The organism is Streptomyces montanus (assembly GCF_005786655.1).
In the GTDB taxonomy this organism is placed as follows: Bacteria; Actinomycetota; Actinomycetes; order Streptomycetales; family Streptomycetaceae; genus Streptomyces; species Streptomyces sporangiiformans.
Window position 1 is genome coordinate 139,788 of the sequence record NZ_VBZC01000001.1, and the last position, 11,916, is coordinate 151,703.

At 70.2% G+C, this 11,916-nt stretch carries 15 protein-coding genes; 9 read left to right on the forward strand and 6 right to left on the reverse strand.

Annotated elements, in window-relative coordinates; genetic code table 11:
• Positions 1-14: 14 nt before the first annotated feature.
• Entirely contained in the window at positions 15-881 is an 867-nt protein-coding gene (locus tag FE633_RS00625) for an alpha/beta fold hydrolase (RefSeq protein WP_138042994.1), read from the reverse strand.
• A 162-nt stretch (positions 882-1,043) separates the two neighbouring features.
• Here FE633_RS00625 and FE633_RS46965 point away from each other — a divergent pair, with 162 nt between their 5' ends.
• Both FE633_RS46965 and FE633_RS49115 read left to right on the forward strand, forming a co-directional pair.
• Positions 1,044-1,199 (forward strand): hypothetical protein, encoded by a 156-nt coding sequence (locus tag FE633_RS46965; RefSeq protein WP_171059746.1) that lies wholly within the window; start codon positions 1,044-1,046, stop codon positions 1,197-1,199.
• A 109-nt stretch (positions 1,200-1,308) separates the two neighbouring features.
• On the forward strand, positions 1,309-1,431 hold the full coding sequence (locus FE633_RS49115) for a hypothetical protein (protein WP_281291082.1): 123 nt from the start codon (positions 1,309-1,311) through the stop codon (positions 1,429-1,431).
• A gap of 7 nt (positions 1,432-1,438) precedes the next feature.
• Here the strand turns inward: FE633_RS49115 and FE633_RS00630 are convergent, their stop codons facing one another.
• Genes FE633_RS00630 through FE633_RS46970 form a run of 4 tightly spaced genes read right to left on the reverse strand, consistent with a single transcriptional unit; the run spans position 1,439 to position 4,246 of the window.
• Complete coding sequence (locus FE633_RS00630) at positions 1,439-2,392, reverse strand: quinone oxidoreductase family protein (protein ID WP_138042995.1); 954 nt, start codon at positions 2,390-2,392, stop codon at positions 1,439-1,441.
• Positions 2,389-3,210 carry an ABC transporter permease gene (locus FE633_RS00635; protein ID WP_138042996.1) on the reverse strand — a complete coding sequence of 274 codons (822 nt, stop codon included), beginning with the start codon at positions 3,208-3,210 and terminating at the stop codon, positions 2,389-2,391. The genes FE633_RS00630 and FE633_RS00635 overlap by 4 nt, the downstream gene beginning before the upstream one ends.
• Positions 3,207-4,097 (reverse strand): ABC transporter ATP-binding protein, encoded by an 891-nt coding sequence (locus FE633_RS00640; RefSeq protein ID WP_138042997.1) that lies wholly within the window; start codon positions 4,095-4,097, stop codon positions 3,207-3,209. The genes FE633_RS00635 and FE633_RS00640 overlap by 4 nt, the downstream gene beginning before the upstream one ends.
• On the reverse strand, positions 4,097-4,246 hold the full coding sequence (locus tag FE633_RS46970) for a hypothetical protein (RefSeq protein ID WP_171059747.1): 150 nt from the start codon (positions 4,244-4,246) through the stop codon (positions 4,097-4,099). Before FE633_RS46970 ends, FE633_RS00640 begins: the two co-directional genes overlap by 1 nt.
• A 221-nt stretch (positions 4,247-4,467) precedes the next feature.
• Between FE633_RS46970 and FE633_RS00645 the strand changes: the two genes are divergently transcribed.
• The 7 genes from FE633_RS00645 (at position 4,468) to FE633_RS00675 (ending at position 10,968) form a co-directional block, all read left to right on the forward strand.
• On the forward strand, positions 4,468-5,688 hold the full coding sequence (locus FE633_RS00645) for a Rieske 2Fe-2S domain-containing protein (RefSeq protein WP_138042998.1): 1,221 nt from the start codon (positions 4,468-4,470) through the stop codon (positions 5,686-5,688).
• Positions 5,689-5,803: 115 nt separating this feature from the next.
• Positions 5,804-7,156: a M20 family metallopeptidase gene (locus FE633_RS00650; RefSeq protein WP_138042999.1), complete on the forward strand. Its 1,353-nt coding sequence runs from the start codon at positions 5,804-5,806 to the stop codon at positions 7,154-7,156.
• Positions 7,153-8,112, forward strand: coding sequence for a DODA-type extradiol aromatic ring-opening family dioxygenase (locus FE633_RS00655; protein ID WP_138043000.1), 960 nt, complete (start codon positions 7,153-7,155; stop codon positions 8,110-8,112). The genes FE633_RS00650 and FE633_RS00655 overlap by 4 nt, the downstream gene beginning before the upstream one ends.
• On the forward strand, positions 8,109-8,966 hold the full coding sequence (locus FE633_RS00660; RefSeq protein WP_138043001.1) for an alpha/beta fold hydrolase: 858 nt from the start codon (positions 8,109-8,111) through the stop codon (positions 8,964-8,966). The genes FE633_RS00655 and FE633_RS00660 overlap by 4 nt, the downstream gene beginning before the upstream one ends.
• A 147-nt stretch (positions 8,967-9,113) precedes the next feature.
• On the forward strand, positions 9,114-9,932 hold the full coding sequence (locus tag FE633_RS00665) for an IclR family transcriptional regulator (RefSeq protein ID WP_138043002.1): 819 nt from the start codon (positions 9,114-9,116) through the stop codon (positions 9,930-9,932).
• The gene (locus FE633_RS00670; RefSeq protein WP_138043003.1) at positions 9,929-10,510 is read left to right on the forward strand and encodes a MaoC family dehydratase N-terminal domain-containing protein; all 582 of its coding nucleotides are present in this window, start codon (positions 9,929-9,931) and stop codon (positions 10,508-10,510) included. The genes FE633_RS00665 and FE633_RS00670 overlap by 4 nt, the downstream gene beginning before the upstream one ends.
• Positions 10,507-10,968: a hotdog family protein gene (locus FE633_RS00675; protein ID WP_138043004.1), complete on the forward strand. Its 462-nt coding sequence runs from the start codon at positions 10,507-10,509 to the stop codon at positions 10,966-10,968. Before FE633_RS00670 ends, FE633_RS00675 begins: the two co-directional genes overlap by 4 nt.
• On the opposite strand, the gene FE633_RS00680 is transcribed toward FE633_RS00675, so the two are convergent.
• Complete coding sequence (locus FE633_RS00680; protein WP_138043005.1) at positions 10,904-11,890, reverse strand: ABC transporter substrate-binding protein; 987 nt, start codon at positions 11,888-11,890, stop codon at positions 10,904-10,906. The genes FE633_RS00675 and FE633_RS00680 overlap by 65 nt on opposite strands.
• Between the last annotated feature and the right edge of the window lie 26 nt (positions 11,891-11,916).

The following is an 11,916-nucleotide window of genomic DNA, read 5'->3' on the forward strand; positions in this document are numbered from 1 at the left end:
TCCTCCGCTCGCTGTCAGCCGTGGTGCTGGTTCAGGAAGCCGCTGACCGCGCTGTAGTAGTCATACGGTCGCTCTTCCTGGGGGTGGTGGGAAGCCCGGCTCATCACATGGAGATTGCCCTGGGGGACCATGCGGGCGAGCATCAGCGGGTAGTCCGGCGTCAGGAACGCGTCGTACATCGCCCAGAAGAAGAGCGTGGGGGCCTGGATACGGCCGAGTTCGGCGGACAGGTCCTGCCAGTCACCGCGCGGGTTGTCCGACGCACCGGCCAGCGCGGTCTCCTCCGCGTCGAGGCTCTGCTCGTAGCGCAACGTCACGGTGCCGTCGGGGATGGCGTCCGGGTCGTACCACTCCAGGCGCGCCATCAGGTCCCGCATCTTCTCCCAGGACGGGCCGTCACCGCCGTAGTACCTGTCGCGGGCGTTGCGTCCGCGGCGGCCGCCCTCCGGGAGCGGGGCGAGCGGGCCGTGGAAAACGGGCATGCTGCCGGTGATGACCAGCGACCGTACGCGCTCGGGGTACTTGGCGGCCAGGTTGAGCGCGATCGTCCCGCCCCACGAGTTGCAGACGAAGTCGGCACGGTCGATGCCCAGCTCGTCCATCAGGGCCACGGTCTTGGCGGCGTGGTAGTCCCACATCGGGCCCTCGATGACGGGCTTCGCCGACTTGCCGTACTGCAGGATGTCGACCAGGAAGCAGCTGCGGTCCTCGGCGAACAGCGGGGCCACCTGCCCGAAGTCGGACCAGCCGGTGCACCCCGGGCCGCCGCCGTGCAGGAAGATCGTGGGGCTGCCCTCGCCCAGCTCGATGTAGTGGTACTTGACGCCGTCCGCCTCCGCGTAGGCGCCCTGCGGAGGCGCCTGAATGTCCATGAGATCCATGGGCGGATGGTCTCGGGTTCCGCAACGCCGGTCCAAGCGGACCGGTCCGCTCAGCGGGCCGGTTCCGTGGCCGCCGGGCCACGGCCGCTCCTGGCGTTCCGGTATCGGACCGACCGGCGGGGGAGGCGGCATGGTGGTCAGGAGGCGCGCTGGATCGGTGACGTGCGGCCGGGCGATCGGATCGAGGTGCACCATGCGCTCACAGATGTTCAACGCAAGGTCGCCGCAACGGAGTTCCTGCTGCCGAGCGTGGACAAGACCTACACCGCCGGGCGAGGGCTCCTCGCCGAAGTCACGGAGAGGTTCATCGTGCGATGACGGAGACGGCGATGCGCGGCATGTGCACCGGACGGGTCCTCCGGGTCCGCCTGGCAGAACCGGGCGCCCGTGTATCCCGGCGACCGGGTGAGGGTGACCGGAACGGTACGTGAAGTCGACCGGGCGAGCGGGGGGGATCACCCTCGACCTCGTGGAACGCCGGCTCGGGGAACACCGGGAAGGCCCCGGCATCGTCTCCTGCCGGGGCCATGCCGTGGTCGTCCTGGGCTGAGCCCGCGTCACGCCAGGTCGAGCACCACTCTCCCCACCGCCGCCCCCGTCCGCAGCCGCTCCACGGCCTCGGTCAGCCGGTCCGGGCCGTACCGTTCGATCGGCAGGTTCAGCTGGCCCGCCGCCAGCTCGGTCAGCAGCCGCTCGGCGTCCGCGGCGACCTCCTTGCCCCGCGTCATCAGGTTCACGGGCAGCAAGGAGACGTCGGCCAGCAGGAAGTCCGCGAGATCCACGGTGAATTCGCGGCCGGCGGTGTAGCCGACCAGGGCGACACGTCCACGTGGGCGGACCAGGCCCAGGGCGTCCCGCAGTACAGAGCCGCCCACGGTGTCGACGACCGCATCGATCTGCCCGCCCACGGCCTCGGGCGACATCTCGGTCGCCAGTACCGCCTTGGCCGGCGCGGGCACGTGGCTCAGCTTGGACGCGCGGCCGACGACGCCGATCACCTCGGCCCCGGCGCGCGCCGCGATCTGCACGGTCAGGGACCCGACCGCCCCCGCCGCGCCGGTGACGAGGACCCGCTCGCCCGGCTGCACGGCCGCCACCGGGTGCACCGCCGCCCAGGCCGTGCCGACCGGTGTGAAGAAGCTGCACGCCAGCGCGGGATCCGTGCCCTCCGGTACCGCGATCACGGCCGCATCGGGCACCACGGCATGATCGGCCCAGCAGCCGTCCCAACGCAGCCCGAGCCCCTTGCCGTTGACCCTCACCAGGGTGCCTTCTTGATGACGGTCCGAGGCGAGCACGATCCCGGCCCCGTTGGTGCCGGGCACCGCCGGCAGATCCGGGAGGATCCCGAACTTGCCGTCGACGACATTGAGATCGAGATGGGCCACCTGTGTCGCCAGCATCCGTACAAGTGTCTGTCCCGGGCTCGCCGCGGGCACGGGCCGCTCCACCAGCCGGGGCAGCTCGCCGAAGTGCTCCAGGATCAGGGCACGTGACATCTGACCGCTCACAGCTTCACTCCGTATCGACGCAGGACCCGGGACGCGACGATCCGCAGCACACGGTCGAAGACGAACCCGAGGATGCCCAGGGTGATGATGCCGACGAAGACCCAGTCGATACGACCGTAGTTGCGGGAGGTCCAGATCAGCGCGCCGAGTCCGACCTGGGCGGCGACGATCTCGGCGGAGACGATGGTCAGGAAGCTGTTGCCCATGGCCAGTCGGGCCCCGGTGATGATGTACGGCACCGTCGAGGGCAGCACGACCCCCCGCAGGATCTGCCGTCGGCTCGCACCCAGGCTCGCCGCGGCGCGCAGCTTCGACTCGCTCACCGCCATCACCCCGGCACTGGTGTTCAGGATGACGATGAAGACCGCCGTGTAGAAGATCAGGACGACCTTCGACGACTCGCCGATGCCCAGCCACACCACGGCCAGTGTCACGAAGGCGATCGGCGGGATGAAGCGGAAGAACTCGATGTAGGGCTCGAGGAGTTGGCGTACGAGCCGGATCTGCCCGATGAACAGGCCCGCCGGTACGCCCACCAGCAGGCCGAGGCCCCAGCCGATCAGAATGCGGCGGCCGGAGGCGATGATCGAGTTGGTGAGCGTGCCGTCGCTCGCGAGCTCGCCCGCCGCGGACAGGGTCGCGCTCGGGGAGGCCACGAGCGAGGGGCCGTAACTCATCGCGAGCAGTTGCCAGACACCGATGCCGACGAGGACGGACACCGCGTACAGGGCGACCGTGCGCAGCCTGAGCCGGGTGACCTGCAGCGCGCGCCGCTCGTCGCGGGGCTTCGGGGTGGCGTCGACGGTGACCGTCGTCATCGTTCCTCCTCCGGGCCGAGTTCCGGGCCGAGTTCCGCGTCGCGCTCCGTGTCGAGCCCCTGGTCGCGCAGGGCCTTGCGCACCTCTTCGCCGATGTCCCGCCGCAGGCTGCGGCGCAGCTCGAGGGCCGCGGGGTCGGACTCGTCGCGCGGCCTGGGCAGGTCCACGGGGTAGACGGACTTGACGGAGGCCGCGGGACCGGCGGTCATGACGGCGATGCGGTCCGCCAGCAGGATCGCCTCGTCGATGTCGTGGGTGACGAACACGACGGTGCAGCCAGAGGCCTGCCAGAGGCGGGCCATCTCCTCCTGCATCACCTGCCGGGTCTGTGCGTCCAGCGCCCCGAACGGCTCGTCCATCAGCACGACCTGGGGCTTGTTCGCCAGGACGCGTGCGATCTGTACGCGCTGGCGCATGCCGCCCGACAGCTGGGCGGGGTACCGGTCGGCGCAGTGCCGCAGCCCGACAAGGCCCAGGTACTCGTCGGCCAGCGCCGCCTGCTCGGCCCGGGACCGGCCGCGCATCCGCGGGCCGAAGGCCACGTTCTGGCGGACCGTCAGCCAGTCGAAGAGGGCCTCGCTGCTCTGGAAGACCATGCCGAGTTCGGGATCGGGACCCGTGACGGGCGTGCCGTCGACGGTCAGGCTGCCCTGGTGCGGCCGGACGAACCCGGCGAGTGCGGACAGCAGGGTGGACTTGCCGCAGCCGCTCGGCCCGAGCAGACAGAGGAACTCCCCGGCGGCGATGTCGAGCGATATGTCCCGTACGGCGTGGAAGGAGCCGAACCGGATGTCGACGCCATCGACGCGTACGGCCGCGCCATGCCCACTCCTGTCGGTCTTCTCGGCCCTGGCGGGCGTCGCCGCGGCCTTGATGGCGTTCGTCATCACGATCCCTTCGTCTGCCGGGTGGCGGCGCCGCCCCCGGTGGCGGAGCCGGTGGTGGTGGCGCCGCACGCGGTGAGCGGGACCAACGCGGTGGTGAGGAGGGCGAGGACGCCTCTGGCGGGGTGTCCTCGGCTGGCCTGTGGCTCCATGAGCACCTCGATGGGTGGTGGCGGGAATGCGCGCACCGTAGAACGCGGTGCCACGGGAGCGCATGGACCCTGGTCCGCTCAGTGGGACACGACCTGCGGGGTGACCGCGGATGACCGCCGTCCGCCGGGCGGTCTGCTGGGCGGAACGGTTCCGTAGGCGGACGCGCCGCCTCACCCGATGCTCAAGGCCATGCATCGACTGCAGCAGGAGGTCACGCACGATGACGACGGGTGAAAGTTCGCTCGCTCCCAAGGGCAGAAGCCGGTCCGGGCGCGGCCGCACAGCGCAGCCCGGCCGGCAGGACTGGACGTCGTGGCCGCATTACGACGGGGCGGCCGCGGGATTCCGCGGGTACTGGTATCCGGTCACCTGGTCCAGCCAGATCACGGGCAGGCCGCTCCCGTTCACCATCTGCGGCGAGAAGATCACACTGATCCGCGACGGCGGAAAGGCCTACGCCCTGCACAACCGCTGCCCGCACCGCGGAGTGCCGCTGTCCGAGGGCAACCAGCAGTTCCCGGGCACCGTCAGCTGTCCCTATCACGGCTGGACGTTCGACCTGCCCACCGGCAACCTGAGCGCGGTCATCACCGACGGTCCCGAGTGCCGGCTGACCGGCAAGGTCCAGGTGCGGACGTACGCGGTCGAGGAGCGCCTCGGCATGGTGTGGGTGTACATCCCCCTCGCCGACGAGGAGCCGCATCCGATCGACGAGCAGCTTCCCGAGGAACTCGTCTCCAACGGCTTCGTCATGGGCGGCCGTATCGAGCCCCGCGGCGGCAACTGGCGTTTCGCCTGCGAGAACGGATTCGACGAGGGCCACGCCAAGTACCTGCACCGCACGGCCCTGTGGCGGCTGTTCAAGCCGATGCCGACCTGGAACATCACCCGGATCGTGCCCAAGGGCCGCTGGATCTTCCGGGTGCAGGACGAGGTCCACTGGGATGCCGAGTTCCCCGGCGTCGGCCGCTGGACCAACAAGCGCTGGTGGAAGCTGCAGCCGCCGAAGGAGACCTTCAACATCGGCAACACCGGCGCGGCGGACAAGGTCAACCCGACCATCGAGGCCCAGGACTTCCCCGGCTTCGCGTCCCTGTCCATGCCGGGCATGCTGCGCATCGTCTACCCCAACTTCATCCACTACGAGTTCTACGTCCCCGTCGACGCCGACCACCACCGCTACGTCGGCGTGATGGTCAACTTCACCGAGGGCTGGAAGACCCTCGGTTTCTACGCCAAGTACCTGGGCGCCATCCGCTGGCTGTTCCACGGACAGTTCTCCGGCCAGGACGCCTGGATGGTCGACGTCACCGACGCGCCCCCGGAGAAGCTCTACCGCCCCGACATCTCGCTGACCGCCTGGCGGAACCTGAGCGAGGAGGAGTACGGCAAGAAGCTGGCCGCGGTCGGCGCCCACACCCGGAGTGAGAAGGAGGCGTGACCATGCGCCGCACACTGCTCGCAGTGCTGGCCGGGGCCGCCCTCGCCGTGGGGCTGCCCCGGGTCAAGAGGCGCTTCGCGCGCACCACCATGACCCAGGTCCACAGGGTCAACCAATGAGCGGCGACGGACTGGCCGGACTCGACACCCCACGCCGCACCTGGGTGGAGGAGGCCTGGCGGCACGTCACCGGCGACCGGCTGCGCGAGCTGATCATCGGGCTCGTCGACATCCCGAGCCCCACCGGCGACGAGGGCCCGCTCGCCACCCACATCGCGGACACGCTGAAAGCGTCGGGATGCGGTGCCGCGATCCAGCCGCTCGACGACCGGCAGGCCAACGCGTGGGCCAGGCTCTCCGGCGACGGCACCGGCCCCGACCTCATGCTGTACGCGCCGATCGACACCCTCACCGTGGGCGAGGAGAGCGAGGACCTCCCCTGGATAGGCCCGGAGTTGCGGGACGACATGCGCCCGCGGGCCACCGTCTACGACGACCTGGTGACCGGCCTCGGGGCATCGAACCCCAAGGGGCACGCGGCCTGCGTGATGATGGCCGCCGAAGCGATCGCCCTCGCCGGGATCCCGCTCACCGGGGACCTCGTCGCGGCGTTCGGCGCGGGCGGTATGCCCACCAACGCCCGGCCGGTCGGCACCCGCCTCAACACCGGGCAGGGCGTGGGCTGTTCGTTCCTCCTCGAGCAGGGCGTGTGGACCGATTACGCGCTCATCGCCAAGCCCGGCTGGACCGTCTCCTGGGACGAGGTCGGCCTCGTATGGTTCGAGGTCACCGTCCGCGGCACGCACACCTACGTGGGCTCCCGTCACCGGCTGCCGTACGACAACGCCATCGCCCGCGCCGGCGAGGTCGCCCGGCACCTGGAGGAGTGGTTCGTCGCATACGCCGACCGTTACACGGACGGCACGGTCGCACCGCAGGGCATCGTCTCCTCCGTACGCGGCGGCTGGCCGCGCATGGCGGCGGTCACGCCGGCCTCCTGCACCCTCAGGGTGGACCTGCGCATCAGCCCCGACACGACGCCGATGCGGGCCAAGCGGGAGTTCGCGGCCGCCTTGGAGGCCATCCGGGACAAGGTGCCCGGACTCGACGTCACCGCCGAGATGATCCTGGCCATTCCCGGGACACGGACCGGTCCGGACAGCTGGATCTTCCGCAGCGCGGCGGCCGGCTGGGAGGCCTTCGAGGGACGCGAGCACGAGGTCGTCCGGGGCAACAGCGGCGCCACCGACGCCAACATCCTGCGCGGGCGCGGCATCCCGACCGTCCGGGTCGGCATGCCGAAGGTCCCCGAGGCCGAGGCACCCTTCGAGATCGACTTCGCCCGCGGGATGAACACCGTCTCCGTACGGGCCATGGAAAAACTGACACGCCATCTGATCCGTACGGCCGTCGACACCGTCACCCGCTCCCGCGACGAACTGCACCAGCTGGAAGGAGAGGCGGCATGACCGAGATCGTCCTCGGGGTGGGCGCGTCGCACAGCACGCTGATGAACACCCACTGGGAGGAGACCCTCCACAAGGACCGCGCCGAACGGTTCCGTGACGCACTGCGCTCGGCGCGCGACGAACTCGCCGCGGCCCGCCCCGACACGGTGATCCTCGTCGGCTCCAACCACTTCCGTGGCTTCTGGCTGGACCTGATCCCGAGCTTCACGATCGGCGTGGGGGAGTGCATCGCCAGCGGCGAGTCCGGCACCCCCAAGGGTCCGCAGCCGGTGGACGTGCCACTCGCCCGGCACATCGCCAACTCCCTGGTGGAGCACGGCCGTTTCGACGTCGCCTTCTCGGCCCGGCTGCAGATCGACCACGGCCAGTCGCACGCGATCCAGTACCTCCTCGACGGTCTGGACGTGGAGATCGTGCCGCTCGTCGTGAACGTCTTCGCACCTCCCTTGCCCACCCTGGACCGCTGCGAGCAGCTGGGCCGGGCGATCAGGGACGCCGTACTCGCCTTCCCCGAGGGCCGCCGCGTCGCCGTCATCGGCTCCGGCGGGCTCTCGCACCGGCTGCCCTGGCCGGACTGGCGCGAACCGCACGGCGACGACGAGGAGTTCATGGTCGGTGCCTGGCTCAACGGCCGGGAGAACTGGCAGGACTACGACGCCCGCCGCCGCGAGATCATCCGGGCCGCCGAGGCCGCGCTCAACCCGGAGTTCGACGACGAGTTCCTGACCCTGGTGGAGCGCGGCCGGACACACCGCATCACCGAATACACCACCGAAGCGCTGGAGAAGACCGCGGGCAATGGAGCGCAGGAGCTGCGCACCTGGCTGCTCACGGCTGCCCTGCTCGACCACGCACCCGCCCGCCGACTGGCGTACGAGCCCATGCCCGAGTGGCTCACCGGCATGGCCGTCGCCGTCCTCGACCCCGCACGCATCACCCAGGAAAGGCAGCCATGAGCATCTGGACCGAACTGTCGGGCATCGACCACCGGCACGCATACGTCGACGCCGGCGGCATCAGGACCCGTGCGCTGCAAGCAGGCCCCGAGGACGGCGAGCACGTGGTGTTCCTGCACGGCACGACCGGCCACCTGGAGGCGTTCGTCAAGAACATCCCGGTGCACGCCGAGCGCTACCGCTGCCACGCCATCGACATGCTCGGCCACGGCTACACCGGCAAGCCGGACCGCCCCGGTGAGATTCCCGCGTACGTCGAGCATCTGATGGCGTACCTCGACGCGGTGGGCGCCGAACGCGCGCACCTGGTCGGCGAGTCGCTGGGCGGCTGGGTGTCGTCCTGGGCGGCGAGCGAGTACCCGGACCGCGTCGCCTCGCTGCAACTGCTGTGCATGGGCGGTACGAAGGTCAACCCGACAGTGATGGAACGGCTGAAGACCTCCACGCGGGCCGCCGCGCTGGAGGAGGACATCTCCCTCACCCGGGACCGGCTGCGCCTGTTGTGGGCGGAGTGGGACGAGGACCTCGGCGACGAGCTGACCCAGGTGCGGTACGAGATCTACCACCAGCCCGAGTTCCAGCGGAATCTGCACAACCTGCTGGCCCTGCAGGAGGTCGAGACCCGCGAACGCAACCTGCTCCGGCCGGACCGTATGGCCAGGATCAAGGCACCCACCCTCGTGGTCTGGGCCAACAAGAACCCGTTCGGGGACGTCCCGGAGGCCGAGGCCATCACCGCCGCGATTCCCGGGGCCCGTCTTGAGATCTTCAATGAGTGCGGGCACTGGCCGCAGCACGAGAAGGCCGACCTCTACAACCCGCTCAGCCTGGGGTTCCTCGCCGGGGTTTCGTGAACCCGCCCCGGTGCGGGCCCGCGGTCACCGCGAATTTACGACGCCACCCATGGCCATGATCAAGGAACACGTGGTTCCGTTGAGGGGCCAGATCCAGCCAAGAACGTGTTCCGAGGCAGGCAACGGATCGACCGGGAGGTTCTCCCCATGACTGTCACCGCAGTCGGCCGCACCGACCCCGCGGCCGTCGTACCCCGCGGGTCCGCCATCCCCCGGGACGCGGCCCCCGATCCCGATCCCATGAACTCGGTCCTCGGCAAGGTCAGGCCCATCCTGGAGGCCTTCACGGCCGAGGACGCCACCCTCTCCCTGGCCGAGCTGGTGCGCCGGACCGGGGTCGCCAAGGCCACCGTGCACCGGCTCGCCCAGGAACTCGTCGTGTGGGGCCTGCTGGAACGGTCGGGTTGCGACTACCGGCTCGGGCTGCGCCTCTTCGAGATCGGGCAGCGCGTGCACCGCCAGCGCATCCTGCGCGAGGTCGCCCAGCCGTACATGGAGGACCTGCTGCTGGCGACCCAGGAGACCATCCACTTCGCCATCCACGACAGCCTGGACGTCGTGTACCTGGAGAAGATCTTCCCGCACCGGGGGCTGAACGAGGAGTCGCGGGTGGCGGGCCGGCTGCCGCTGTACTGTACGGCCACCGGCAAGGCGATCCTCGCCTTCTCCCCGGCCTCCCTGTTCGCCGATGTGGTCAGGAGCGGGCTGAAACCCTTCACCCGTCACACCGTCACGTCACCGGGCCGGTTGCGGGTCCAGCTGGAGCGGATCCGGGCGGAGGGCATAGCGACCGAGGCCGAGGAGATCCGCCTGGGCTACACGAGCATGGCCGTCCCCGTCTTCGGCGGCCGGGCCTCCCTCGTCGGCGCGCTGTCCATCACCGCGCCCACCTACCGCATGGATCCTTCCGGGCACGCCGTCGCCCTGCGCGCCGCGGCTTCGGGGATCAGCCGGTCGCTGCGGTGAGTTCGGTACTGGAGGAGGTCCTGGCCAGGGCCCGGAAGCTGATCGGGAAGTGGGAGGACGAGGACTGCGGCGTGCTCACCGTGAAGGACTTCTGCCGGTACGCCGCCGCCCTCAACGACCTCGACTACATCCGCACCGCCCGCGCCCAGGAGACGGCGGGAGAGCCTGTCCAGGCCCCCGCCCTGTTCCTCGCAGGGACGCTGAGCTGGGAGGACGGCCCGGCGGAGGACGGACTGCGCCCGGACGGACTGGCCGCCCGCGAGTCGCCCTGCACCCAGGGCCTGCCGGTCCGCCAGGTGCACGGCGGCCAGACGGTGCGGTTGGGCACGCCCCCGGTCGCGGGCATCCGCGTCACCGCCACCCGGGCGGTCACCTCGGCCGACCACCGCCGCGGCCGCTCGGGCGAGTTCGTGCTGCTCGGCGTCACCACCCGCTTCACGGCAGCACACGACGGAGAGGACCTGATGGCCGTGGACGAGACGATCGTCGTACTCGACGCGCTCGACGGCGTTCCGGACGAGCGGAGCGGCGCCGACGAGCGGAGCGGAGCCGACGAGCCGAGCGAGGCCGCGGCATGACGGCGGGCGCCCCGGTCGCCGGGCAGGTCTGCCCGTCGCGCGCGTACTCCCACAGCAGGGTGCAGCTGTTCCGGTTCAGCGCCGTGTCGTGGAACGCGCATCGCATCCACTACGACGCCGAGTTCGCCGCCTCGGAGGGCTTCCCGGACGTGGTCGTACAGTCGACGCTGCACGGCGAGATGCTCAGCCGGCACGCACTTCGGTGGGCCGGGCCCGGAGCGCGCCTTACGTCGGTTAACTGGCGCAACCGCGCGACAGCCGTGGCAGGAGAGCCGCTCACCTGGACGGCGACGGTGCGCACGGTAGCGCCCTGCGACGACGGGGCCCAGGTGACGCTGGACGTCTCCGTCCTCAAGGGCGACGGCGCCCCCTGCGTCACCGGGCACGTCGAACTCACTTGGCGTTCTGCTCGTACCAGCCCTTCAGCAGGGTCGTCCCCAGCTCCGGCGACTTCTTGACCAGTTTCTGGACGAGGTAGAAGTCGACGATCTTCTTCGATTCGGCGACATCCGCGTCGTCGATGCCGCGAGCGGTGAAGGTGATCTCCGGCAGCACCTTCTCCGTCTGCTCCTCGGGCAGCTTGACCTGCTGCTTGGTCGCCTTCGCCGCGGCGGCCGGATCGTCGGTGACGAGCTTGTCCGCGGCGGCCACCACCTTGAAGATCTTGCCGGCGATCTCCTCGTTGTCCTTCAGCCAGCTCTGGTCGGCAAGCAGCCACTGCACGTACTTCACGCCGAAGTCGCCGATCGTCCCGGCGATGTGACCACCCGCCGCGTCACCCCGGGCCGCCCACGGTTCGAATAGGACGTACGCGTCGATCGAGCCCTGCTCCAGCATCCCGGGGATCTCCGGCGGTGAGCTCTGCAGGATCTTCACGGACTTCGGGTCGATGCCGTTGTGCTGCAGATACCGGTGTGTCGAGTACAGGCCGAGCCCGCCGATCGACGCCATGGTCCTGATCTGCTTCGGGGACTTGATGCCGTCGCGCAGCACGACCTTCAAGTAGCGGTCGGAGGACTGGAAGACACCCAGGGCCCGCAGATCGGGGTTGTTGACCATCAGAGGCAGCGCGGTGGAGTCCGCGTTGGCCGATATCTGCGCGGTGCCCGCGGACACGGCCTCGGACGCCGCCGGACCACCCTCGGTCTTCACCAACTCGACATTCACGCCCGCCTTGGCGAACATGCCGCGCTCCACGGCCAGATAGAACGGGGCGTACGAGGCGTCCACCCCGAGGGCGACCCGCACCGTCGGCTTCCCCGCCGCCGACACCCCCGCCGAGTCCGTGGTACCGGCCGAGCAGGCGGTGACGAGAACGAGGGCCAGGGCCGTACAGCCGACTGCCGTGGCACCTCTCCTGCTGATCTTCTCCGTGTGCATGTGTGTCCTCCGAGCGCCGGACTTGA